Origin of the sequence: Neobacillus mesonae, from assembly GCF_023715155.1 — a bacterium.
Lineage (GTDB): Bacteria > Bacillota > Bacilli > Bacillales > Cytobacillaceae > Neobacillus > Neobacillus mesonae_A.
The window spans coordinates 1-24,677 of the sequence record NZ_JAMBNQ010000041.1 but is presented as its reverse complement, the minus strand read 5'-3'; the positions used below and the strand labels follow the sequence as shown (position 1 = coordinate 24,677).

General features: G+C 39.9%; 27 protein-coding genes. 24 read left to right on the top strand and 3 right to left on the bottom strand.

Annotated elements, in window-relative coordinates; genetic code table 11:
- The first annotated feature begins 27 nt into the window (after nucleotides 1–27).
- From cobA to cysI, 4 genes are all read left to right on the top strand, one after another.
- Nucleotides 28–804, top strand: a complete 777-nt coding sequence (cobA, locus tag M3183_RS22500) for a uroporphyrinogen-III C-methyltransferase (protein ID WP_251473211.1) — start codon at nucleotides 28–30, stop codon at nucleotides 802–804.
- 179 nt (nucleotides 805–983) lie between these two features.
- Nucleotides 984–1,718 carry a sirohydrochlorin chelatase gene (locus M3183_RS22495; RefSeq protein WP_251473209.1) on the top strand — a complete coding sequence of 245 codons (735 nt, stop codon included), beginning with the start codon at nucleotides 984–986 and terminating at the stop codon, nucleotides 1,716–1,718.
- Nucleotides 1,719–2,084: 366 nt separating this feature from the next.
- On the top strand, nucleotides 2,085–3,896 hold the full coding sequence (locus M3183_RS22490) for an assimilatory sulfite reductase (NADPH) flavoprotein subunit (RefSeq protein ID WP_251473208.1): 1,812 nt from the start codon (nucleotides 2,085–2,087) through the stop codon (nucleotides 3,894–3,896).
- Between the two features lie 33 nt (nucleotides 3,897–3,929).
- Entirely contained in the window at nucleotides 3,930–5,651 is a 1,722-nt protein-coding gene (gene cysI, locus M3183_RS22485) for an assimilatory sulfite reductase (NADPH) hemoprotein subunit (RefSeq protein ID WP_251473207.1), read from the top strand.
- Between the two features lie 233 nt (nucleotides 5,652–5,884).
- Here cysI and M3183_RS22480 read toward each other — a convergent pair whose 3' ends face one another.
- Nucleotides 5,885–6,700, bottom strand: coding sequence for an EcsC family protein (locus M3183_RS22480; protein ID WP_251473206.1), 816 nt, complete (start codon nucleotides 6,698–6,700; stop codon nucleotides 5,885–5,887).
- A 335-nt stretch (nucleotides 6,701–7,035) separates the two neighbouring features.
- Between M3183_RS22480 and ectA the strand changes: the two genes are divergently transcribed.
- The 4 genes from ectA to thpD are packed head-to-tail and all read left to right on the top strand — an operon-like array spanning nucleotide 7,036 to nucleotide 10,200.
- On the top strand, nucleotides 7,036–7,548 hold the full coding sequence (ectA, locus tag M3183_RS22475; RefSeq protein WP_251473205.1) for a diaminobutyrate acetyltransferase: 513 nt from the start codon (nucleotides 7,036–7,038) through the stop codon (nucleotides 7,546–7,548).
- Nucleotides 7,549–7,597: 49 nt separating this feature from the next.
- A complete protein-coding gene (ectB, locus tag M3183_RS22470; RefSeq protein WP_251473203.1) occupies nucleotides 7,598–8,896 on the top strand; it encodes a diaminobutyrate--2-oxoglutarate transaminase in 1,299 nt (432 codons plus the stop codon).
- A complete protein-coding gene (locus tag M3183_RS22465; protein WP_251473200.1) occupies nucleotides 8,893–9,291 on the top strand; it encodes an ectoine synthase in 399 nt (132 codons plus the stop codon). The genes ectB and M3183_RS22465 overlap by 4 nt, the downstream gene beginning before the upstream one ends.
- A 24-nt stretch (nucleotides 9,292–9,315) precedes the next feature.
- The gene (thpD, locus tag M3183_RS22460) at nucleotides 9,316–10,200 is read left to right on the top strand and encodes an ectoine hydroxylase (RefSeq protein WP_251473197.1); all 885 of its coding nucleotides are present in this window, start codon (nucleotides 9,316–9,318) and stop codon (nucleotides 10,198–10,200) included.
- Nucleotides 10,201–10,340: 140 nt separating this feature from the next.
- On the opposite strand, the gene M3183_RS22455 is transcribed toward thpD, so the two are convergent.
- Nucleotides 10,341–10,859 carry a J domain-containing protein gene (locus M3183_RS22455; RefSeq protein WP_251473195.1) on the bottom strand — a complete coding sequence of 173 codons (519 nt, stop codon included), beginning with the start codon at nucleotides 10,857–10,859 and terminating at the stop codon, nucleotides 10,341–10,343.
- Nucleotides 10,860–11,090: 231 nt separating this feature from the next.
- Here M3183_RS22455 and M3183_RS22450 point away from each other — a divergent pair, with 231 nt between their 5' ends.
- On the top strand, nucleotides 11,091–12,119 hold the full coding sequence (locus M3183_RS22450; protein WP_251473192.1) for a threonine aldolase family protein: 1,029 nt from the start codon (nucleotides 11,091–11,093) through the stop codon (nucleotides 12,117–12,119).
- 52 nt (nucleotides 12,120–12,171) lie between these two features.
- Here the strand turns inward: M3183_RS22450 and M3183_RS22445 are convergent, their stop codons facing one another.
- The gene (locus M3183_RS22445; protein ID WP_251473191.1) at nucleotides 12,172–12,675 is read right to left on the bottom strand and encodes a GNAT family N-acetyltransferase; all 504 of its coding nucleotides are present in this window, start codon (nucleotides 12,673–12,675) and stop codon (nucleotides 12,172–12,174) included.
- Between the two features lie 355 nt (nucleotides 12,676–13,030).
- Here M3183_RS22445 and M3183_RS27200 point away from each other — a divergent pair, with 355 nt between their 5' ends.
- From M3183_RS27200 to M3183_RS22375, 15 genes are all read left to right on the top strand, one after another.
- Nucleotides 13,031–13,153 carry a hypothetical protein gene (locus tag M3183_RS27200; RefSeq protein ID WP_285880829.1) on the top strand — a complete coding sequence of 41 codons (123 nt, stop codon included), beginning with the start codon at nucleotides 13,031–13,033 and terminating at the stop codon, nucleotides 13,151–13,153.
- Nucleotides 13,154–13,214: 61 nt separating this feature from the next.
- Entirely contained in the window at nucleotides 13,215–13,352 is a 138-nt protein-coding gene (locus M3183_RS22440) for a hypothetical protein (RefSeq protein ID WP_251473190.1), read from the top strand.
- Nucleotides 13,349–13,504 carry a hypothetical protein gene (locus tag M3183_RS22435; RefSeq protein ID WP_251473189.1) on the top strand — a complete coding sequence of 52 codons (156 nt, stop codon included), beginning with the start codon at nucleotides 13,349–13,351 and terminating at the stop codon, nucleotides 13,502–13,504. The genes M3183_RS22440 and M3183_RS22435 overlap by 4 nt, the downstream gene beginning before the upstream one ends.
- A 70-nt stretch (nucleotides 13,505–13,574) precedes the next feature.
- Nucleotides 13,575–13,712 (top strand): hypothetical protein, encoded by a 138-nt coding sequence (locus M3183_RS22430; protein ID WP_251473188.1) that lies wholly within the window; start codon nucleotides 13,575–13,577, stop codon nucleotides 13,710–13,712.
- Nucleotides 13,709–13,852 carry a hypothetical protein gene (locus M3183_RS22425; RefSeq protein WP_251473187.1) on the top strand — a complete coding sequence of 48 codons (144 nt, stop codon included), beginning with the start codon at nucleotides 13,709–13,711 and terminating at the stop codon, nucleotides 13,850–13,852. The genes M3183_RS22430 and M3183_RS22425 overlap by 4 nt, the downstream gene beginning before the upstream one ends.
- A gap of 316 nt (nucleotides 13,853–14,168) precedes the next feature.
- Nucleotides 14,169–15,098 carry a glutaminase A gene (gene glsA / locus M3183_RS22420; protein ID WP_251473184.1) on the top strand — a complete coding sequence of 310 codons (930 nt, stop codon included), beginning with the start codon at nucleotides 14,169–14,171 and terminating at the stop codon, nucleotides 15,096–15,098.
- Between the two features lie 282 nt (nucleotides 15,099–15,380).
- Entirely contained in the window at nucleotides 15,381–17,009 is a 1,629-nt protein-coding gene (abc-f, locus tag M3183_RS22415) for a ribosomal protection-like ABC-F family protein (RefSeq protein ID WP_251473181.1), read from the top strand.
- Nucleotides 17,010–17,179: 170 nt separating this feature from the next.
- Nucleotides 17,180–17,833 carry a hypothetical protein gene (locus M3183_RS22410; RefSeq protein ID WP_251473179.1) on the top strand — a complete coding sequence of 218 codons (654 nt, stop codon included), beginning with the start codon at nucleotides 17,180–17,182 and terminating at the stop codon, nucleotides 17,831–17,833.
- Between the two features lie 97 nt (nucleotides 17,834–17,930).
- A complete protein-coding gene (locus M3183_RS22405; RefSeq protein ID WP_251473176.1) occupies nucleotides 17,931–18,566 on the top strand; it encodes a pentapeptide repeat-containing protein in 636 nt (211 codons plus the stop codon).
- 109 nt (nucleotides 18,567–18,675) lie between these two features.
- Entirely contained in the window at nucleotides 18,676–19,149 is a 474-nt protein-coding gene (locus M3183_RS22400) for a coiled-coil domain-containing protein (protein WP_251473174.1), read from the top strand.
- Between the two features lie 138 nt (nucleotides 19,150–19,287).
- On the top strand, nucleotides 19,288–20,343 hold the full coding sequence (locus M3183_RS22395; RefSeq protein ID WP_251473170.1) for a beta-carotene 15,15'-monooxygenase: 1,056 nt from the start codon (nucleotides 19,288–19,290) through the stop codon (nucleotides 20,341–20,343).
- 154 nt (nucleotides 20,344–20,497) lie between these two features.
- Nucleotides 20,498–21,484: a ketoacyl-ACP synthase III gene (locus M3183_RS22390; RefSeq protein ID WP_251473166.1), complete on the top strand. Its 987-nt coding sequence runs from the start codon at nucleotides 20,498–20,500 to the stop codon at nucleotides 21,482–21,484.
- A gap of 33 nt (nucleotides 21,485–21,517) precedes the next feature.
- The gene (locus M3183_RS22385) at nucleotides 21,518–22,285 is read left to right on the top strand and encodes a TatD family hydrolase (protein ID WP_251473163.1); all 768 of its coding nucleotides are present in this window, start codon (nucleotides 21,518–21,520) and stop codon (nucleotides 22,283–22,285) included.
- A 64-nt stretch (nucleotides 22,286–22,349) separates the two neighbouring features.
- On the top strand, nucleotides 22,350–23,513 hold the full coding sequence (locus tag M3183_RS22380) for a PucR family transcriptional regulator (protein ID WP_251473162.1): 1,164 nt from the start codon (nucleotides 22,350–22,352) through the stop codon (nucleotides 23,511–23,513).
- 93 nt (nucleotides 23,514–23,606) lie between these two features.
- Nucleotides 23,607–24,488: a DMT family transporter gene (locus M3183_RS22375; RefSeq protein WP_251473160.1), complete on the top strand. Its 882-nt coding sequence runs from the start codon at nucleotides 23,607–23,609 to the stop codon at nucleotides 24,486–24,488.
- Nucleotides 24,489–24,677 lie beyond the last annotated feature (189 nt).

Genomic DNA, 24,677 nt, shown 5'->3' with positions numbered 1-24,677 from the left:
AAAGTTAATAAGAAAGGATGAGAGGCGATGGCCGGGAAGGTTTATTTAGTAGGGGCGGGACCGGGTGATCCAGAGCTGATTACGGTTAAAGGATTGCGCTGCCTCGAGCAGGCGGATGTTATTCTTTACGATCGGCTGGTAAATCCGGAATTGCTTAAGTATGCAAAAGAAGGGGCGCAGCTTGTTTACTGTGGCAAGCTGCCTCATTACCACACGATGAAACAAGAAACAATTAACCGATTTCTGGTGAAGTATGCCAAAAAGGGCTATCAGGTTGTCCGTTTAAAAGGAGGAGATCCCTTTGTATTCGGACGTGGTGGTGAAGAAGCCGAAGAATGCACCAAACATGATGTTCCGTTTGAAGTTGTCCCGGGGATTACAGCTGGCATCGCAGCTTCAGCTTATGCCGGAATTCCGGTTACCCACCGTACTTTAAGCAAAAGCTTTGCCTTCATTACCGGCCATCAAGCTGGGGACGTGGCGGCTGAACATCAATGGGCGAGCTTGGCAAATGGGGTTGATACGATTTGTGTATATATGGGAGTTGCCCATCTATCGACCATTACTAAACAATTAATCAGCCATGGTAAATCACCGAAAACGCCGATTGCTTTAATTCAATGGGGAACATTAACAGATCAGCGGACAGTAGTTGGAACGTTGGAAACCATTGAAGAATTGGCAGCAAAGTCCCAGATTTCAAATCCGAGCATGATTGTAATCGGCGAAGTTGTACGTCTTCATGAAAAATTAAATTGGTTTGAGGAAGAAATTTTGCAGAAAATTCCGGTTGTGCAGGGATGAGCTTTTTGAATAAGTTGCAGGGATAGGTAACTCGCAGATATATTGCTTAAAACCGCAGATAAATCTGTCCAACTCGCAGATAAAACATTCAAACTCGCAGATAAATGGCCGTAATTCGCAGATATGTATGAAAATTTTACAAAAAATCACTTCTTTAAAGTGCAGAAAGGGGCGTTTCAATGAAGGCGATTCTATACATCGGTCATGGAACGCGATCTAAAACAGGTGTGAAAGAAGTAAAAGATTTTCTGGAAAGGGTAATCAAACGAGTCAATGTCCCGATACAAGAAATCAGCTTTCTAGAGCTGACAGAACCGCTGATTGAGGATGGCTTCAGGCGCTGTGTGGAAAGGGGGGCGACGGAAATTACCGTTGTTCCGCTGTTCCTTTTAGCTGCAGGGCATATAAAACATGATATCCCAAAAGCTCTGGCAAAACTGCAAGACAGATATCCCGCCCTTCAAATGGAGGTAAAGGATCCTTTCGGTGTGCAGGGAAGAATATTGGATGCTGTGGCAGAGCTGGTTAGGTCTGTGAGCAGTAACTTGAGTCCGCAAAATCGTCTGTTAATTGTGGGCAGGGGCAGCAGCGATCCTGAAATTCAGGCGGATTTTTCAACCATTCAGGCTGGACTTAGCCTCCGCCTCGGCCTTGAGCAAGTATCTGTCTGTTATTTAGCTGCCGCCGAGCCAAAGCTGCAGGCAGGACTAAATGCCATTTTGGAAAAAGCACCGGATACTGTCATTGTTGTTCCATATTTATTGTTTTCCGGACTCCTGAGTGCTGAGGTCAATCGAGCAGTACTTAAGTGGAAAAAACAGGGCAGACAGATTCTCGTTACAGAACCGTTAAGCAAGCACCAGGTAATTGAGGATGTTGTCGTGGAGATGGCTTCCAGCGGTGTGCCGGCCTAGCTGCGTCTAGTTAGAAAAGCAGTTTAGATGACTGATGGTGAAAGGCTCTATCTGTACTCTAGAGAATGAAATTAGATTCGAGGACTAATGGAGAGGCCTGATCAGCCCACTGGAGAGGGAAACTCCCAATTAGAGGACCGAAAGAGAAGCTTTATCAGCCCACTGGAGAGGGAAATCCCAATTAGAGGACCGAAAGAGAGGCCATATCCACCCTCTAAAAGAGAAAAAAATACCTTATAGGTCAGTTAGAAAGGCTCTATCTGCCTTCTAAAATAGAAAAATCAGTTTAAAGCTCTCATAGAAAGCTTCTTTGAACCTAAACAAACATTAATTTTATAAAAATATTCCAATGTGAGGTGGATTTCTTTGCAAGTACAGGTATTAAACAGTCCGTTTAGTCAGGAGCAGGCAGAGCTTCTCGACCGTCTTTTGCAGACATTAACAGAACCACAAAAGGTTTGGTTGAGCGGTTATTTAGCTGCTTCCCTTCAGCCAGCTTTTATTCAAGGAAATGCAACAGCCCAAGCATCATCACAAGGTACAACACAGGCAGTATCAAAAGAGATAACGATTCTGTATGGATCACAAACAGGAAATGCCAAGGGGCTTGCAAAAAAAGCGGCTGCTGCTCTTGAGTCAAATGGTTTAAAAGCAATCATATCAGCTATGAGTGATTTCAAACCGAACAACTTAAAAAAGGTAAAAAACCTGCTTATTATTACGAGTACACATGGTGAAGGCGATCCGCCCGATAATGCTTTGACTTTCTATGAATATGTTCACAGCAAACGGGCACCTAAACTACCAGAACTGAACTTTTCCGTATTGGCGCTGGGTGACAGCTCATATGAATTCTTCTGTCAAACTGGGAAAGATTTTGATCATCGATTAGAAGAATTAGGCGGTACACGGCTTTACCCGAGGTTCGACTGTGATGTTGATTTTGATGAACCAGCGGCCGAATGGCTTCAAGGTGTACTGAACAACCTAAGTGAATCACAGACTCAAAGTTCTGCTGTTACACCGGCCGAAACTCTGCAAACAGTCGAATCGGTTTATTCCAGAACCAATCCGTTTCAAGCTGAAGTATTGGAAAATATTAATCTAAATGGCCGCGGTTCCAATAAAGAAACGCGCCACCTTGAAATATCATTAGAGGGTTCAGGTTTAACATTCGAACCGGGAGACAGCCTGGGAATCTATCCAGAGAACGACCCGGCACTCGTGGATCTCCTTTTATATGAATTGAAATGGAATCCAGAGGAGCCGGTAACCGTGAAAACAGGGGATGTCCGCCCGCTTAGAGAGGCCCTTCTGTCATACTATGAAATTACGATTTTAACAAAACCGCTTCTTGAAAAAGTCAGCAAACTATCCAGCAATCAGGAATTAAAAAAGCTGGTATCAGCTGGTAATGAAAACAAAGTAAAAGAATATATAAAAGGTCGTGATCTGCTCGATCTAGTCCGTGATTTTGGGGTGTGGGGTGAATCGGCACAAGAATTTGTTTCCATTTTGCGGAAAATCCCAGCCAGGCTTTACTCAATCGCCAGCAGTCTAACAGCCAATCCGGACGAAGTTCATTTAACTATTGGGGCTGTCCGGTATGAATCTAACGGAAGACCGCGAAACGGTGTTTGTTCCATCCTTGCCGCCGAGCGCCTTGAACCAGGGGATACACTGCCAATATTTGTTCAACATAATGAGAACTTTAAGCTGCCGGCTAATCCAGATGCACCAATTATCATGGTAGGACCTGGTACAGGTGCAGCACCGTTCCGCTCTTTTATGCAAGAACGTGAAGAAATCGGCACGGAAGGGAAATCATGGATGTTTTTTGGTGACCAGCATTTCGTAACAGACTTCCTTTATCAGACCGAGTGGCAAAAATGGCTCAAGGACGGCGTGTTAACGAAAATGGATGTGGCTTTTTCAAGGGACCAAGAAGAAAAAGTATACGTCCAGCATCGCCTGCTTGAACACAGTAAGGAATTGTTTGAATGGCTGGAGGCCGGAGCCTATTTTTACGTATGTGGTGATGAGAAAAACATGGCTCATGATGTTCATGAAACATTGCTTGCCATTATTGAAAATGAAGGCGGCTTAAGCCATGAACAAGCGGTGGCCTATTTATCTAATCTGCAGCAGCAAAAACGTTACCAGCGTGATGTTTATTGATCAAAGCTATATACAGGAAGGGGTTTTTTCAAGATGGTTTTAAAACAACAATTATCTGCACCAGATGGACCGCCGAGTGATGTCGAGCGGATTAAAGAGGAAAGTAAGTATTTAAAAGGGACATTAGCGGAGTCGATAGAGGACCGTCTTAGTGCCGGAATTAATGACGATGATAATCGGTTAATGAAATTTCATGGCAGCTACCTTCAGGATAACCGTGACCTTAGGAATGAAAGACAGAAACAAAAGCTTGAGCCAGCCTATGGATTCATGCTGCGTGTCCGGGCACCAGGCGGAGTGGTAACATCGGAACAATGGCTGGTATTAGAAGACCTTGCCGAAAAATATGCACACGGAGCATTAAAACTGACGACACGTCAGTCATTCCAAATGCATGGAATTTTAAAATGGAATATGAAGCCAACCATTCAGGCTATAAACAATACACTGCTAAATACACTTGCAGCCTGCGGTGACGTGAACCGGAATGTCATGTGCAATCCTAATCCATATCAATCGGAAATTCATGCCCAGGTTTATGAATATGCCAGCACATTGAGTGAGTATTTATTACCACGAACAAGGGCTTATCATGAAATTTGGCTTGATGAGGAGAGAATAGCCGGTACACCAGAGGTAGAAGAAGTAGAGCCAATGTACGGTCCGCTTTATTTGCCGCGGAAGTTTAAAATAGGGATTGCAGTTCCGCCTTCAAATGATGTGGATGTTTTTTCACAGGATCTTGGTTTGATTGCAGTACAGGAAAATGGGAAGCTGATTGGTTTTAACATTGCAATAGGAGGCGGTATGGGCTTTACCCATGGAGATAAGGCGACATATCCGCAGATTGCCAAAGTGATTGGATTCTGCACGCCTGATAAAATTGTGGAATTAGCCGAAAAAACGATTACGATTCAGCGTGATTATGGAAACCGTTCTGTCCGTAAAAACGCGCGCTTCAAATATACCATTGACCGTCTAGGACTTGATGTGGTGAAAGAAGAATTGGAAAATCGTCTAGGCTGGAAATTGGAAGAGGCGAAGCCATACCATTTTGACCATAATGGTGACCGTTATGGCTGGGTAGAAGGCAGTGATGGAAACTGGCACTTCACATTGTTTGTTCAAAATGGCCGAGTGAAGGATTTTCCTGATTATCAGCTAAAGACCGCTTTACGTGAAATTGCCAAAGTTCATACAGGTGATTTCCGGTTAACGCCGAATCAAAACCTGGTGATTGCTAGAGTTCCAAGTGAAAAGAAAGAACACATCACTAAGCTGTTAGATCAATATGGGTTAACAGATGGCAGATTTCATTCGGCACTGCGCCGCAACTCCATGGCTTGTGTTGCACTTCCAACATGTGGTTTGGCTATGGCCGAAAGTCAGCGATATTTACCAAGTTTAATTGATAAAATTGAAGATATTTTGGATGAAAATGGTCTTCGTGACGAAGAGATTACCATTCGCATGACCGGATGCCCAAATGGATGCGCCCGCCCGTCACTGTCAGAAATTGCTTTTATGGGTAAAGCCGTTGGGAAATACAATATGTACCTTGGCGGGGCTTTTGATGGAAGCCGTTTGAATAAAATGTACCGCGAAAATATCGGCGAGGAAGAAATCCTGAGTGAACTTCGTGTTCTGCTTTCCCGATATGCAAAAGAACGTCTTGAAGGAGAACACTTCGGAGACTTTGTTATACGTGCTGAGATTATTAAAGCTACAACAGATGGCACCAATTTTCATGATTAAAACGTCCTATATGCCAGTTTAATATGGAAATGAGAAATTTAGTCCCATAGGCATCAGCCTATGGGACTGTTTGAAATGGGAAAGGGAGAAATCCTGTCCTATTGGCAGCGTCTATGGGACAGGTTGATAAGGAGGCAGTGAAATCCAGACCCAAACGCATCATCTATAGGACAAATGAGCAGTAAAACTAAGAGAAGTTGTCCAATAAAACAAATCCCAGACTCCTCTTTAAATTATAATAACTCACCCAACTCTTCTTTTTCATGCAGCCTTTCCAGAATCCTCCGTTTTCGGTACAACATAATCCCAGTCTCCGCCACATCCTGAATGGAAGAGCGGTTAATCATTGCACCGAAAACGATACCAGCAATCGGCACGAGCTGGAATAACTTTTTCCAGCCAAAATGATCACGATAGGTAGCCACTACTTCTCGCCATCCTTGGAGTTGTGAAATGATTCTTCCGCTTCGCTTCTCTGCATTAAAATCGGTCAATTCTTCTAAAATTGCTTTTTTTCCTACCACATCAGAAGAGGTAAATTGCAGGCATTTGACAATAAAAACCCTTTCCGATTTTTCTTTCGGATCAAAACCGTAGGATAATGCAATTTCCTGTAATACTTTTAACGATAACCCCAATAAAACAGGAATATCGATGACAAGTGTAAAAATGCCGCCGATTCCGGTGGTTGCTCCTTGAATAGCGGCAGCTTTTTCCCTTGAATTTCTGATTTCTTCCGCCACGTGATCCATTTTCTCAAGCGGCAGCCTCCTAACTTCCTCTAGGTTTGTTACGTTTTCGGGGTTGAACTTTTTAAAAATCATTCTCTCACTGATTAAATATTGGCCGCCGGTTTGAATATAGCTCCCCAGTTCATCGATGACCACACCAATTTTATCCTGGATAAATTTAGGTGTTATCTTATCAAGCAGTGCGAATGGAATGCGTCCAATCTTTTCCCAAAACCATAAACCCTTTTGACTCTTCTCCCATTTTTCAATTTTCCTTAATTCTTTTTCCAAAACTTCAGCTGATTCTATTATTGGCAAAATTATTCGACTCCTTTTAACGATTCGTTTCTTTATTATACGAAAAGGAAAATCGTAAGTTTCATTTACTGGTTATTGTAGGTAAAAATAGAAGAAAACAACCGCTTTTTTTAGAAGAATTAGCGGGTAGTGATTTATCATAATTTTTTGAGAATTCGAGTATTTGGGAGGAAATGGGTGGATTTTAGAATTAGAGCCAGCTAAGCTGCGCTCATTCATAGTGACCCACAATAGAACAGAGTCAATCCATATTACGCGCTTTGACGCCCTTTATTGATTTACGTTAAGATAAAACTCGTAACAAGTTAACAAAAAGGAGGAGACAATAATTATAAATGACTTTAAAAACGTATAGCCCAAATCATTTTCGAAAGCCAAAGAACGAAGATGGGGCAAACATTTGGGAACTTATTAAAAGTACCCGGACATTAGATTTAAACTCCGCATATTCTTATCTAATGCTCTGTGAATTCTTTTCTGACACTTGCGTGGTTGCAGAAGAAGATCACGAACTTATTGGCTTTGTGTCCGCTTTCCGTCCACCTCAACAAGACGATACGATTTTTGTCTGGCAAGTAGCTGTTCACCCATCACATCAAGGAAAAGGAATAGGAAAGAAACTATTACAAGAGCTATTGAGCAGGGAATCTTGTGAAAACATTCACTATTTAGAAGCTACCATCTCACCATCGAACATTGCATCTCAATCCCTATTTAAAGGCTTAGCGAAAAACTTAAATTGTCCCTATGAAATTTCAGAATGTTTTTCTGAAAAATTATTTCCGGAAACCGGACATGAAGCTGAGCAAACCTATCGAATCGGCCCATTTCAAATGGAAAAAGAATAAGGCCGTTCTATCAAGTTAATAAACCGAAAATTCAGAAAGGTTGTGTCGCATGCAAGCAGTAAAAGAAATAAATTCATCACTTCGTGTATTTGAGGAACTTGAATCAGAGGTTAGAGGTTATATCCGCAGTTTCCCGACAGTTTTTTCAAAGGCGAAGGGTTCAAAGATTTGGGATATGGACGGAAACGAGTATATTGACTTTTTTGCCGGTGCCGGGGCCCTTAATTATGGTCATAATAACCCAAAAATGAAAGAAAGCCTGCTTAGATATATTGTGGAAGACGGAATTACCCATAGTTTAGATATGGGAACGAAGGCCAAAGCAGCTTTTCTGGAAAAGTTTCAAAAGGTGATTCTTGAGCCGAGGAAGCTCGATTATAAAGTCATGTTCCCTGGACCGACTGGAACTAATACAGTGGAGAGTGCATTAAAACTGGCTCGAAAAGTGACGGGGCGCGAATTGGTCATCAGCTTTACCAATGCCTTTCACGGAATGACCATTGGTTCCTTGTCTATCACAGGAAACTCTTTTAAACGTCATGGTGCAGGCGTGCCGCTACATAATAGTGTTGCTATGCCTTTTGACCGCTATCTGGGTGATGATGTCGACACCGTTGATTATTTGGACCGCTTTCTAGAGGATAACGGCAGCGGGGTAGCACTTCCGGCGGCAATTATTTTAGAAACAGTCCAGGGGGAAGGCGGTTTAAATGTTGCCGACTTTGAATGGATCAAGCGTATTGAGGAAATCTGCCGCCGCTGGGATATTCTCTTGATTGTGGATGATGTTCAGGCAGGCATCGGCCGGACAGGAACATTTTTCAGCTTTGAACCTGCAGGAATCAAACCCGATATTGTTTGTTTGTCAAAATCTATAAGCGGGTATGGTCTGCCAATGGCTTTAACATTAATTAAACCAGAATATGATATATGGGAGCCTGGTGAGCATAATGGAACCTTCCGCGGTCATAATCCAGCTTTTATAACGGCAGCAGAAGCCCTTTCCTATTGGGAAACAGAAGAATTTCAAACAGAAATACTAGAAAAAGGTGCCATAGTGGGGGAATTCTTGGAAGAAACAGCCTCCTGTTACCCGGAACTGCAGGGGGAAGTCCGCGGACGCGGGTTGATGAGAGGCATAGCCTGTGATGTTCCAGGACTAGCTGAAAAGGTTTGTGAAGAGGCATTTAAACGAGGATTAATTATGGAAACCTCTGGGCCTAATAGTGAAGTATTTAAAATTATGCCGCCTCTTACCATTAAACGGGATGAGTTGAAACAAGGGTTTACCATTATTGAAGATAGTGTAAAAGCAGCAATTGTAATGATAAAGGAGGAAGAAAAATGATTGTAAAAACACTAGAGGAAGTTAAAGGAACTGTAGATCATGTGGAAGATAAAACGTGGGAAAGCAGACGTTTCATATTAGAAAAGGATGGAGTGGGCTTTTCCATGCATGACACGATTATTTATGCCGGCACGGAATCTATCTTTTGGTATAAGTACCACATCGAGGCGGTTTACTGCATTGAGGGAGAAGGGGAAATTGAGGATTTAACGAACGGAAAAACTTATCCCATCAAACCTGGAACTTTATATGCTCTGGATGGTCATGAAAAGCATTGTCTGCGCGCAAAAACACAGATGCGGATGGTTTGCACGTTCAATCCTCCATGCACTGGAAGAGAAACCCATGATGAAGAAGGGGCTTACAGCCTGCCGGCTGGGAAAGCCAATTTGTAAGATGAAGAGAAGGAGTGTAAGAGAATGATTGATTACTATCCATCAAGAGTCGAGAATCATCCTATTATATATGCCCGTAAGGATCCGGTTATTTATTCTCCCGCTTCACAACCGGGTCCTCTCACCTCGCAGCAGATGAAGTTTTTCGAAGAGAATGGATATTTGTTTCTTGAACAATTTTTCTCTGAAGATGAAGTATTTGTCATGAGCAGCGAACTTACAAAAGTATTAGAGGAAGGTAAAACAGTCACAGATAAAAGGGTGATTCATGAACCCGACAGTGATGAAGTCCGCTCCGTTTTTGCTGTACATGAACATGAGGAATTTTTTCAATCCTTATCGAATGACCATCGATTAGTTGATATCCATAAGCAGCTATTAGGGAGCGATGTGTATATCCATCAATCGAGAATTAATCTTAAATCAGGTTTCAATGGCAAAGAATTTTATTGGCACTCCGATTTTGAAACCTGGCATGTAGAGGATGGGATGCCAAGAATGCGGGCTGTCAGCTGTTCGATTACATTGACTGAGAATAATCCATACAATGGGCCGCTAATGCTGGTGCCGGGATCACATAAATACTTTGTTTCCTGTATTGGCGAAACCCCGGAGGCTAATTATGAAAAATCACTTCGAAAGCAGGAAATTGGCGTTCCTGATCATGAAAGCCTTGCTAAACTTGTAGAACAAAACGGTATTGCTGCCCCAACAGGTCCCGCTGGCTCCGTCATTTTATTTGACTGCAATATTTTACATGGGTCCAACAGCAATATCAGTCCCTATCCGAGAAGCAATGTATTCTTTGTATACAACAGTGTTGAAAATAGGCTGGTCGATCCATTTTCAGGTCAAAAGCCCAGACCTTCTTATATTGCATCGCGTCAAAAAACAGCAGAAAAAGTTTAAACATGGGAGAGTGCTTCATTGTGAGGCACTCTTTTTTCAATGTTGATTAAAAACATATTTGGGGGTTTTTACTAAGGAATGATGATGGAAAAGGAAGGAGGTAAGTAGAAGGAAGTGCCATCAGGGGACTTCCTTCGATATTACTTGGCCTTGTCATAATGTTCATAAAACACACGAAAAAGCCGCTCATCACCGCCTCGGTCAGGATGCAGGGCTTTAAGTATTTTCTTAAATTCCTTTTTAATGATTTCCTTGTCAGCATTCGCATCTAAACCTAACAAGCTGACATATGTAAGGGGAGAGGGTTCTTCGGAAAGTGCATATTCTGCCTGCAGCATTCTCTTTAAGCCACGGACTTTGGTCTGTTCAATCCGGATTTTGGCCTTTAATTCTTCATTTTCCTCTTTTAATCTTTTATTATCGGAAAATGTTTTTTCCCACTTCAGATAATCCACTCCATATTTTTGAATTCTTTTCTCTATTAGTTTTTCTATCATAAATGCTGCTAAATCAATTGGCTCGATGACATAATCAATGTTTAAGCTTTTCGTTCGTTTTGCTTTTAGTTTTCCATCGAGAATCCAACGTATAACATCCTGTTCATCATGTGCAATACCTTCCGTTTTTAATAGTACTGCCGCTTCTTTTAGATTCAACATATAACCAACTCGTTTTTGAAAAATTTATCCCGCTTTAACTGGCAGGAAGCCACCCAGAGATTAAAGTTTTCCTTTTGCCAAGGGTCTAACAACAATCTACCATATAAAAATAGGCAGATGTTTTACTAAACTATTTAATTTATATTAAAAGTTCTTTGCGAAATGAGTCTGCATGATTTCATTATTTTGATAATGATATGATACGATAAAAATAAAAATGGGGGCATGAACATGTACAACTTTAGAACTGATTATACCGAGGGTGCACATCCCAGAATATTACAGGTATTAATCGAAACAAATCTAGAGCAGGAAGAGGGTTACGGGGAAGATCGATTTTCCATGCAGGCCATCGACCTAATTAAGGAAAAAATCGGACAACCCGATGCAGCAGTTCATCTTTTAACAGGCGGGACGCAGACAAATCTTACCGCCATATCGGCCTTTCTTCGACCACATGAAGCAGCCATCGCTGCCAGTACTGGACATATTTTCACACATGAAACAGGTGCAATTGAAGCTACGGGACATAAGGTGTTAGCAGTGAACACGGGGGATGGGAAATTGAACCCAAGCTTAATAAAACAAGTGCTTGATGAACATACGGATGAACATATGGTAAAACCAAAGCTTGTTTACATATCCAATTCGACTGAAATTGGAACGATATATAAAAAATCAGAGCTTCAGGATTTAAGTAATTTCTGCCGTGGGCAAAATTTAATTTTGTACATGGATGGGGCTCGATTAGGTTCTGCCCTTTGTTCAAAGGAAAATGACCTGGAATTGAGTGATTTACCAGGCCTTGTGGATGCTTTTTATATTGGCGGAACAAAAAATGGAGCACTACTGGGTGAGGCATTGGTCATTTGCCGGGATTCGCTGAAAGAGGATTTCCGTTTTCATATAAAGCAAAAAGGCGGACTTTTGGCAAAAGGACGGGTTCTAGGGATTCAGTTTCTTGAACTGTTTCGGGATCATCTATTCTTTGACTTGGCTGCCCATGCAAATAAAATGGCAGAACTTTTAAAAACAGAACTCAGTCAATTAGGCATTCAGTTTCTTACCGAATCGCCTTCGAATCAAATTTTCCCCATTCTGCCGAACGCTGCAATCAGCGAGCTTCAAAAAAATTATGGTTTTCATGTTTGGGAAAAGGTCGATCAGGATCATTCGGCCATCCGTCTAGTAACCTCATGGGCCACAAAAGAACAGGCGGTTAAGGGGTTTGTAGAGGATTTTAAAAAATTCAACGTGTAATTTAAAGAGGCACTGCTTGAAGGACGGGCTTTAAGCAGTGCCTCTCATCGTTTTATAAAACTTTTTCAAAAGCGATTCTTTTGCTGTTGTCCTCCAAGAAAATCTCTCCGCAATATGTAAATTCATTTTTTTGCAGCAGTTTCTGCATGGGGATGTTCTCTTCATGTGTATCAACTTTGATGCTTTTAACCCCTTTTTCCAAACATAATTCTTCTACGTGCTTTATGATTTGTGATGAAATTCCCTTGCCTTTGCATTCATTATCAACTGCCATTCTGTGAATCACCGCATATTCACCATTGCTCACCCAATGTCCATTGTAAATCTTTTGGTATGTCTTTTCGCCGTCGAATGAAACAGCAGCGGTTCCAGCTATTTTTTCATCTATTTCGAGAACATAGCTGTAACCATTTTGAATATCCTTTTCAATTACTTCAGGATTCGGATAATTATTCTGCCACTGGTCGATATTCTGATTTTTAAAATACTCCTGCGCTTGTTTAATGATATGCATGATTGCATCCATATCCTGATTCACTGTTTTCCTGAACACCATTTTTAATCCCCTTTCTAAAATACCTTTATTATAGAACAAGAATGAGGGATTTTAATATTTTTTTATAGGGAAGTTTTGATGAAGATTGTTTGTGGATAGCCCGAAAAGGAGAAAAATAGGTTGTTGCGGTTATTTTCGGATGTGATGGATTGCCTGTGAAAGAAAATGAGGCTGGTGGGGTCAATGGAGAAGTGCTGGATTGCCCGTGAAAAGGAAAATGAGGCTGGTTGGGTCAATGGAGAAGTGCTGGATCGCCCATGAAAAAGAAAATGAGGCTGGTTGGGTCAATGGAGAAGTGCTGGATTGCCTGTGAAAAGGAAAATATGGTTGGTGCGGTCAATGGAGAAGTGCTGGATTGCCTGTGAAAAGGAAAATGAGGCTGGTTGGGTCAATGGAGAAGTGCTGGATTGCCCGTGAAAAGGAAAATGAGGCTGGTTGGGTCAATGGAGAAGTGCTGGATTGCCCGGAAAGGAGATAAATAGGTTGGTTCGGTCAATGGAGAAGTGCTGGATCGCCCGTGAAAAGGAAAATGAGGCTGGTTGGGTCAATGGAGAAGTGCTGGATTGCCTGTGAAAAGGAAAATATGGTTGGTGCGGTCAATGGAGAAGTGCTGGATTGCCCGTGAAAAGGAAAATATGGTTGGTGCGGTCAATCGAGATGTGCTGGATTGCCCGTGAAAAGGAAAATGAGGCTGGTTGGGTCAATGGAGAAGTGCTGGATTGCCCGTGAAAAGGAAAATATGGTTGGGTCAATGGAGAAGTGCTGGATTGCCCGTGAAAAGGAAAATGAGGCTGGTGGGGTCAATGGAGAAGTGCTGGATTGCCTGTGAAAAGGAAAATGAGGCTGGTTGGGTCAATGGAGAAGTGCTGGATTGCCTGTGAAAAGGAAAATGAGGCTGGTTGGGTCAATGGAGAAGTGCTGGATTGCCTGTGAAAAAGAAAATGAGGCTGGTTGGGTCAATGGAGAAGTGCTGGATTGCCCGTGAAAAAGAAAATATGGTTGGTGCGGTCAATGGCAATGTGATGGATTGCCTGTGAAAAGGAAAATGAGGCTGGTTGGGTCAATGGAGAAGTGCTGGATTGCCTGTGAAAAGAAAATAAAGCTAGAATGGTCGATGGACGAAACTGGATTAATCCAAAAGAAAAAAAGATTGTGCGGTCAATGGAAGTTTTTTTGATTACCTGGTTTAAGAAAACAAGATTAATATGGACAAAAAAATGTATTAAAAACAGAATTCCGTAAAACCTAACCGAAACGGTCTTTAAGAGGTCTTATTAAAGACAGATTTTGTAAAACTCAACCGATTTTGTATTTAAGCCTGTTTATTAAAGACAGAATACCGCAAAGTACACCGATTCTGTCTTCAAAGTCCTTTTTTAAAAGCCCGTTTTCCAAATAGCCCGCTGTTTAGTCTCTAGTCCACACAATAAACATAAATAAAATCTTACCATATAATATACAAAATAAAGCAAATACTACTAGCGGTGATGTGGATGCTATGTCAAACAAATGATGAACTAAAAGAATTCGTTATGGAAGCAAAGAAGTGTACGAAAAAGGGTAAGGTTGCTGATTACATTCCTTCACTTGGAAAAGCAAACCCCGAAGACTTATCTATTGCGATTCACTACCCTAATGGTAATTGTGTGGAAGCAGGGGACATTGAAAAAAAGTTTACACTTCAAAGTATTTCAAAAGTAATCAGTCTTGCACTTGTGTTAATGGACAGGGGCACAGACTACGTGTTTGAGCGGGTGGGGATGGAACCGACGGGGGATCCTTTTAATTCGATTGCAAAATTGGAGACGATGGCTCCCGCAAAACCATTAAACCCGATGATTAATGCTGGTGCACTTGTGGTTACCCATATGATCAAAGGAAACTCAGTAGAAGAAAGATTCCAAAGGCTTCTGTCATTTGTTCAAGAATTGGTCAACGATACAAACATCAGTTTCTGTGAAGAGGTGGCTCGTTCTGAATTCAAAACATCCAACCTCAACAGGGCTCTTGTCTATTTTTTAAAACAACATAATATCATCGATGAGGACGTTGAACCACTGATTGATTTATACACAAAACAATGTGCGATTGAAATGAATTGTTACGATTTGTCAAAAATCGGGCTGGTCTTTGCAATGGATGGGGTTGACCCAGAAACAGGAAAGCGAATCATGCCGATTGATATTGCCCGTATTTGTAAAACGTTCATGGTTACCTGTGGAATGTATAATGCATCAGGGGAATTTGCCATTAAGGTTGGAATTCCTTCGAAAAGCGGTGTATCCGGCGGCATTATGGGTGCTGTCCCTGGAAGGTTTGGAATTGGCATTTTTGGACCAGCGCTCGACGACAAAGGGAATAGTATTGCAGGAATTAAATTATTAGAACTGTTATCCCAAAATTATCATTTAAGTATGTTCTAAAAGGGTATTTAACATGTTATAATATGAACAATAAATCAGAAGGGAATGTGGGCGGCCAATGATTAACTAATCTTATTTTCTTGATCAACTATATAGAACGATCAGTAAAAATAGGATTAGTCTGCCCAATTCATATAAATGAAAAAGTCTGTCAAAAACAGGCTTATTAAGCTTACAGCTTTGTAGACTAATCCTTCCAATTAAAATTGGGAGGATTTTTTGCGTTGAAGAATTTTCCGCATCAATGCAAAAAGGCAGCCCTCCCGAAAGGCAGGGAATGAAATGAAAGAAATAATAACGATACAAGACCTTCAGTTTTCCATTAATGAAGTTTTCTTATTCGAAGCAGAAGTTTTACATGTGAAAAGCAATGAAGTGATAGGCATTGTTGGTAAAAACGGAGCTGGAAAATCAACACTTTTACAAATCATTGCAGGTGAAATAACAATGCCAGCTGGCAGTATGGATTGGAAATACACCATACAGACAGAATTTGTCAGGCAGGAGCAAGCGGTTTATAAGAATCAGTTAGTACATGCAGATGAACGGAATCTTCTAGCAAAGCTCTCGGTACCAATGAAGAATTATGAACATTTGAGCGGGGGCGAAAAATTAAAGGCAAGATTAGCCAAAGGTTTTGCTGCAAATGCTGACATGCTGCTACTAGATGAGCCTACCAATCATCTAGACGAAGCTGCTGCCCGTCAGATTATCAACTTTATTCGAAACTATCCTGGCATCATCATTACGGTTTCTCATGATCGAAATTTTTTAGATCAAATTGCCACAAAAATATGGGCAATCGAAGATAAGAAGATTACAGAGTATGAGGGGAATTATTCTCACTATAGGGCAGTTCGGACAGAAAGCCGAAAAGCCCAGCAAAATGCATATAACCAGCAGCAAAAGCGGATCAAACAAGTCGAAAATCAGCTGCAGAACTTATCTTCCTGGTCTGAAAAGGCCCACAAACAATCCACTAAGCAAGAAGGAATGAAAGAATTTTACCGGGTGAAGGCAAAACGAATGGATTCCCAGATAAAATCTAAACAAAAACAGTTAGAAAACGAGCTTGCAAAATCAAGGATAGAGCGGCTCACTCCAGAATACACCGTTCAATTTTCTTTGCCTCCAAATCAAAAGAAAGGCAAGCGGCTGTTGGAAGTAAAGGATCTTCAAAAGCACTTCGGCAGTGAGTTATTATTTGAACATGTAAACTTAACAATCCAAACAGGAGATAAGATTGCGTTAATTGGACCAAATGGCAGCGGAAAAACCACTTTTCTTAATATCTTAATGGGAAAAGAACCCTCAGAAGGGAACATTTGGATTTCTTCGGCTGCAAAAGTCGGCTATTTGACACAGGAAGTTTTTGATTTGCCATTACAGCAAACACCTGAACAATTTTTCTATAAAGAAACATTTGCTGAGCGGGGAAAAGTGCAAAATGTAATGAAACACTTAGGGTTTAATGCCTCGCAATGGACTGAACCGATAAGTAATATGAGCATGGGCGAGCGGGTTAAGTGTAAGTTAATGCAATTTATTCTTGAGGAAAAGGATTTACTCCTATTAGATGAACCCACGAACCATCTAGATCTGCCATCACGGGAACAGCTGGAACAGACACTCATGGAGTATAATGGGACAATACTTGCTGTCTCCCATGACCGCTATTTTATTGAAAAAATTACAAATAAAAAATGGGTGATTGAAGATCACCAGGTAAGGTCTCCCATAATGGAGGCCGCTTCAAAAGACGATCTGGAACTGAAACGCCTCGAGCTTGAAAATGAACAGCAGGAAATTCTAGGTAAAATCAGTTTTTTAACGAAAAAAGATGAGACCTACACTGTGCTTGATCAAAGATTGAATGAAATCATGCGATTATTAAGGGAATTAAAATCATAGCTTTGGTGCCTGACATCTGTTATTGAGGTGTCGGGCACCGTTTTTTCTTAACGTCATGGGACTATTTTCCTGAAAATCAAAAATCCGTTTATGTAATTTCCTTATTATGGTATTATCGTGAGGTTCATTGCTGATATAAAGATAAAAGCAAAAATGGGGAGGAGAGAAAGATGGTGAACTACAGATTTATTTTAAAGGGGATTGTTTCATTGGCAATGGTTGCTGGTTTAATGGCCTGTTCAAATCAGCAGGAAGGGGCTAGCACAAAAAGCAATGCGACAGCACATAATGATGAACAACAGAAAAAAGCAGAAAAAGAAAGTGTTCAAAAGACTCCTGAAAATCTTACTGAAACAGATGCCAATAAAACAGAAGAAACAAAAAACGAGATAAGCCTGGAGAAAATGAAAAAGGTTGGTAAAGAAGGGTTTGGGTATGTACAGGTACCATTAGACTGGGTTAATTTTAAGGATGTTAATCCAAATACCAGTTATCAAATCAGCAGTAAAGACGGCTCTCAAATCATATCCATAAACGTTTTCAAGGATGCGGGTAAAGACGCAAATGAAGAAACATACGCAAATATTGTAGCTGCCAATATGGAAAGCGGCGGGGGACAGGATATAAAAGGAGCAAAAGTCACTCTTGGTAAATATGATGCACTGCAAGTTTATGGAAGCTATAAAGAAGGAACCTATTTTGTTGTAGCCTGGGTTTTCAAAGGAGAAGACGGGCAATTCCATTACATAAGTGCTGAGGGTCCTAAAGAAAATATATTACAAGTGGTCGGTTATGTTGAAAAAGGCGGCTGGTCTTTAAAATAACTTTATTTGGTGTTTGACATTCGTCAGGCATCATTTTTTTATGTTAAAATTTTGATTAACTATTCAATAAAAATATTCTAATAAAGCGAGGCCAAGTATGAAAATAGACAGCCCCCGAATTTCTAATGAATACCCTTTAAAAAATTTTAATGACATTTATGAAAATGAGGATTCCGAATTAGAAGACTGTATGGTCTTGGATTCGAATTTTGAAAATGAAGCCCCTGGCAGAGTGCGGTTATCCAATATGATCATTAAGAATTGCCGGTTCAATCATACGGATTTTCAATATATTGATATAACAGATGTGGTTTTTGAAAACTGTGATTTATCCAATACTGATTTAAGTAAGTCATCCGTGCACCGAGTTACATTTAAAAACTGTAAATTAGTAGGGACCAATTTTTCGGAATCCAGTTTGGGAAATGTACAATTTGATTATTCCGTTTTAAATTTAGCAGCATTTGGAGAATCAAAGCTGGAAAAGGTTATTTTTCATGAGGCGGCATTAAAAAACACGGATTTTTATGACTGCAAATTGAAGACGGTTATTTTTCATGTTTGTAACCTTGACGGGGCAAACTTTGAGCAAACATCTTTAAAAGGGATTGATATCAGCACCTCTACGTTTGATACCTTAACAGTATCGATGAGTGATTTAAAAGGATGCAAGGTCTCATCCTATCAGGCCATTCAATTCGCATCATTATTGGGGTTGATTATCAAGGATTAGTTAATTCGTACCTGATTTATTTTTTAAAAATTTTGTTTAACAAAGTTAAACATATCGACAAAAACCAACATGAATCTGCTATAATGAATGATTGAGGGAGGTGAAAAAAATGGAAGAAATTCTTAAGCTGATTTTAGATAAACTTGATCACTTAGATCAAAAAATTGACGTCTTGGATAGAAGAATGACGTCCATGGAAGAAAGAATGACGTCCATGGAAGAAAGAATGACGTCCATGGAAGAAAGAATGAAGTCCATGGAAGAAAGAATGAAGTCCATGGAAGAAAGAATGACAGCCATGGAAGAAAGAATGACAGCCATGGAAGAAAGAATAACAGCTGTAGAAAGCGAACAAAAAAGGCATGGGGAATTACTGCATCAATTAATTAATACAGTAGCAGCCACAAATATTAAAATTTCTGAAACAAACGAACGTGTTGACAGCCTCGAAATCAAAGTAGACACACTTATTGATGATGTCAAAGAAATTAAAAATACGATGGCCGTAAAAACGGACCTAGAGTATTATGACCGTATGATTTCCGAACACTCCAGAGAAATTTACAAGTTGAAAAACAACTAATCCGCTCCAAAGAGAATTCCACAATTGAACACTATTTAACTAAAAAACCCCGTTCTCACAACCTTTAAAATAGACGGGGTTTTTAAAATTCAAAAAAGGCAAAATATGGTATGATAAAAGAAAAAGCGAAGGGTGACAATGATGGTCCTAAAACGAACTCTTAACCGTCATGTATTTCTTTTCTTAATGATGCTGGTGTTAGCTTCCAATTATTCTTTGTATCATACACCTTTTGGATTGCAGGTATTGCCCGAAAATACAAACATAATAGTTATAGCTTCCATGTTTGATTTAGCGTTCATTGCACCGCTTTTATTAATGGCATGGAAACGAAAATTAAACTGGAAAAACTTTGTGATTGGAATTGCTGGAGGACTCATCACCATACGTTTTCTAATCCCAATGGAGTATTTAAAGCCATTTGAAGCTGTAATATGGATTGGATTTGCCGTAGAAGGCGGATTATTTTTATTAGAAATACTAGTTATTGTGACACTAGTAAAATATTTACCTCGAATCATCCGCACTGTTAAAAATAGTTCCCTTCCCGTCATCTTTGCTTTTTCAAAAGCTGTAGATGACCAAATTAAGTCTTATCCTGTCATTCGCATTATTTGTTCAGAAATGCTCATGTTTTATTATGCTTTTGCAACATGGCGAAGTAGTCCGCAATCATGGACAAATGTCTTTACTTTGCATAAAAAATCGAGTTACATGGCGATGCAAATCATGTTAATTCATGCAGTAATCATAGAAACCGCAGGATTGCACTGGTTATTCCATGAAAAGTCCATGATTTTGTCGGTGATTTTGCTGATCATCAATGTTTATACTGTCATTTTCCTTTTAGGTGACATTCAAGCAGTCCGCCATAATCCTGCTCTATTGACCGACGAAAAAATCTATCTTTCTCTCGGTTTAATGAAACGGATAGAAATTAAATGGTCAGATATTGCTGAAATCATTGAGGAACCTGAACAATTAAAACAAAAGCTTCCAAAAAATACGATTGATTTTATCGCTCGTGATTTTGAAGAAGTTCATCCAGACGTCATCCTAAAATTAAAAAGACCAATCGAAGCCGTTCTTATTTTGGGAATGAAAAAAGAATTCGAACAGGTTGCTATTCGTGTAGATGAGCTCGCTCAGTTTAAAGCGGTTTTAAAAGAGAAGTTTAAGATGAAAAATAAATAGTAGGTAATCATTGTATATGGCTGATCAATAGGTTGTTAAAAATCAAATGGTCAGCTTCTTTTTATTGACATTTCATGTTTTTTATAAAATTAGTACCTGATACTAATAATAGATGATAGAATATAAAGAAACAAATTTTTATAAGGTGGTTTTTATGCCAAATTCTAAAGCTCGTATTACTGCTATCGGCTCCTACGTACCAGAAAGAAAATTAACCAATTATGATTTAGAAAAACTAGTTGATACAAATGATGAATGGATTGTGCAGCGTACTGGAATTAAAGAACGTAGAATTGTGCAGTCAGACGAATCTACCAGTGATATTAGCTATAAAGCCGTATTAAATCTAATGGAACGATATAATAAATCGATGGATGATGTAGATATGGTGATTGTCTGCACCATGACACCAGATTTCAAAACACCGAGTGTCGCTTCCTTGGTGCAGGCAAAGTTAGACATTAAGAATGCTGGAGCATTGGATATTAACACTGCTTGTTCAGGTTTTACCTATGGGCTGCATGTTGCCAATGGATTGATTACTTCTGGATTGCATAAGAAAATTCTTGTCATCGGTGCTGACGCCATGTCGAAAATTACGGATTTCGAAGACCGGTCTACCTGCATTTTATTTGGGGATGGAGGTGGTGCCGTTCTTGTTGAGTATGATGAAAAACAGCCCGGTTTTCTTTCGGCAAACGTAGGTTCTGAAGGAGAAAAAGGAAAAAGTCTATATTGCTCAAACTTGTCCCATCATATATTTGAAGAAGAGATTATCAACACGGGAAAACTCGTTCAAAATGGGCGTGAAGTATATAAGTGGGCGGTTACTACGGTGCCAAAAGGGATAAAAAGCGTTATGGAAAATGCGTCTTTGCCATTAAATAAGGTCGATTGGTTTATCCCACATAGTGCAAATTTAAGAATCATTGAATCTATATGTGAAAAAGTGGATCTTCCGATAGAAAAAACACTATATAGTTTAGTAAATTACGGTAATACGTCAGCAGGATCCATCCCTTTATCATTGGATATGGGTGTTTTAGAAGGAAACATCAAAAATGGGGACAAATTGCTCCTTTATGGTTTTGGCGGCGGCCTGGCACATGCGGGCATGCTTATTGAATGGAATTTAGGTTAAGAGGAAAATTTCAATAAAGAAGCGTGTAAATATATGAAACTAATTGATGCCCATATACATTTAGACCAATACAAAGAAAAAGAGATAGAATTGATACTGGAAGATTCCGATGTTGAAGCATTGCTGACGGTTTCGACGGATCTGGAATCATGCAAACGAAATTTTCAATTAGCAAACAAATATCCAAAAGTAAAGCCAGCCTTTGGGTTTCATCCCGAACAACTTCTGCCAACTGAAAAGGAAATTCACAAGTTAATAGACTGGATGATTCTGCATAAAGAGGATATGGCCGCTGTTGGCGAGGTGGGGCTGCCTTATTATTTAAGACAGGAGCAAAAAGTTTCCCGTTTGGAGTATGAGCAATACATTGAACTCCTTGAGGCGTTCATCCAATTAGCAAAGAAATGGGATAAACCGATTGCTTTACATGCTGTTTATGATGATGCCCCAATTGTTTGCGGACTTTTGGAAAAACATTCTGTACGAAAAGCACATTTCCATTGGTTTAAAGGCGACTACAAAACGATTATGAGAATGATTGAAAACGGATATTTTATTTCTGTTACACCTGAAATCGTTTATAAGGACAAAATTCAGAAACTGGTACAAACATATCCATTAGAACAAATCATGGTAGAGACGGACGGTCCATGGCCGTTCGAAGGCCCTTTTTCAGAAAAAATGACACATCCCATCATGATGAATGAATCGATTTCCTGTATTGCAAAAATAAAAAATCTCTCACAAAAAGAAGCGGCAGAGAGAATTTTTGAAAATACTAGATCTTTTTACAACCTATAATATGTATTCTTAAAGCAGCCTGGTATATAATCATTTCTATATGTAATTTGAAAGGATGATAGGCATGATGACTGTAAAGGATTTTTTGCAGTTGTCAGTTACAAAAGATTTTTCTGTTGTAGCAGGTGACAATGCGTTAAATAAACCCATTCAAAGTGTGGAGATTTTGGACTTTGAATTTGCAGCAGGGATTCAGCAGGTAAGAGAAACGGCCTTCAATCCTCATAGTATTGTACTCAGCAGCTTATTATTTGCAAAAGAAAAGCCTGAACTATTATTGAATACGGTGAGAAATCTAATAGATTTAAAGGTAAGTGCCCTGGCATATAAACCGGTTATTTTCAAAGATCTGCCTCAAGAAGTGCTGGATGTTGCAAATGAGCAGCATTTTCCAATTCTGTGTTTCGGCGGGGATGAATTCTTTGAAGACATCATTTTCGAAGCGATGAGCCAATTAAAGAAAGCGGATAAACGGTGTTTGTTGGAAAAAATAATGCAAACTCTTGTTGATGAAGAAGTTTCAGAGGAACAAATCCAGTCCTTCATAAAACAGATGGGTACACCATTTGAGGAGCATGTCGTGGCAGCCAATATCCAATTGAAACAACCAGAAAAAGACTCCAAATGGAGGGAGTCCTTTTTCCAATTGGAAGGATTTTTAAAATCCGGCCTGGTTTGCACATATAAACAAAGTATTTTTGTATTTTACACCGAAAAAAATTCACAGTTCCAATTCGAAAAAATGCTAAAGGAATGGCTGAAACTTAACGCCATTCCAGCTGAACCTTTCACAATGGGTTTTAGTCAGGTTCATAAAACAATGTCTGAACTTCAGCTTGCTGTTCGAGAAGCTTACTATGCTTGTGTGTTTGGAAAAATAGAATTAGATCCCATTTGTTATTATGACCAGCTGGCCTCCGAACGATTGCTGATTGAACTGTATCGCAGAGATGCCCAATTCGCAAATCATTATGTGGAAACCTATTTAGGCCCCATTATAAGGGATCCCGAATTATTGAATACAGCTGTGACTTTTGTGAAAAGAAAAGGGAATGTAAAAGAAGCGGCGGACACCCTGCACTGTCACCCTAATACGATTCGTTATCGGATGACCAAAATCCGCCAATTAATAGCCCCATCTCAAAATGAACTTGTTTTTTATGAGCATGTATCTGCGGCGGTTAAATTATATTTGCTTCACAAAGAATCAACGAACGTTTTGGAATGAATCCAAAAATAACCGTATATTTTTAGAATTAAAATCAAACTATTGTTCCTCGTCTCATGATATCCTTTTAAAGTAGTCAGGAGGAAAAGAGACATGAAACAATATTTAGGGGATGGAATGCTGCTTATTACAGCCATTGTTTGGGGCAGCGGATTTGTGGTCACCGCCATTGCACTCGAATATTTGAATGCCTATCAAGTGATGGCCGGTAGATTTACCTTAGGGGCTATTATACTGACCATCCTATTTAGACGCAAATTCAAGAAATTCACAAAATCAGTTATATGGAAAGGCACTGTTTTAGGCGCTATTTTATATATTTCATTTGCCTTCCAAACAGTCGGCTTGGAATATACAACTGCTTCTAAAAATGCCTTTATTACTGCTGTCAATGTTGTGTGTGTCCCCATTATTGCTTATTTTTTGTTCAAGCGTAAAATCGATGGGTATGAAATGTTCGGATCGGTTATGGCCTTAGCGGGTATTGGCTTTTTGTCTTTGCAGGGTTCAATGACGATTAATATTGGGGATCTATTAACCCTTGGATGTGCAGTTGGTTTTGCCTTTGACATCATTTACACCAATCGTTTTGTTAAAAATGAAGATGCCATATCTTTGACTATGGTCCAATTCTTGTCGGCAGCCTTTTTTAGTTTGGTAGTTGTACTGATCAAAGGGGATATCCCGACAACGGTGGAAAAAGAAGGAATCTATTCAGTGGTGTATTTAGCCGTTTTTTCAACAACGATAGCTTATCTTTTACAAAATATGGCTCACCAACTTACTACAGCCACGAAGGCCGCTATTATTCTATCAATGGAATCATTCTTTGGGATGGTGTTTTCGGTTTTATTTTTACACGAAGCACTGACGGTCCGCATAGTATTAGGCGCTGCGCTTATTTTGGCAGCCATTCTTTTTGCAGAAGTAAAACCAGCCTTCCCGAAAAAACGTGCACTCAAGAAAGTAAGTTGAACATTTATTTTTGGAATAAAAGGCATTTTCGCAGGGGGTTATTGCGGATTTGTCTTTTTTTGTTACGACTTTAGTCCGTTGAGCTCGCGATAGCGTGCGAAACAAAAAACCACCTGCTATGCGGGTGGGTGACAAGTGGTTAGACCAAACAAAAAACTCACTTTTTTCTATAATAGAGATTGTTCAAGC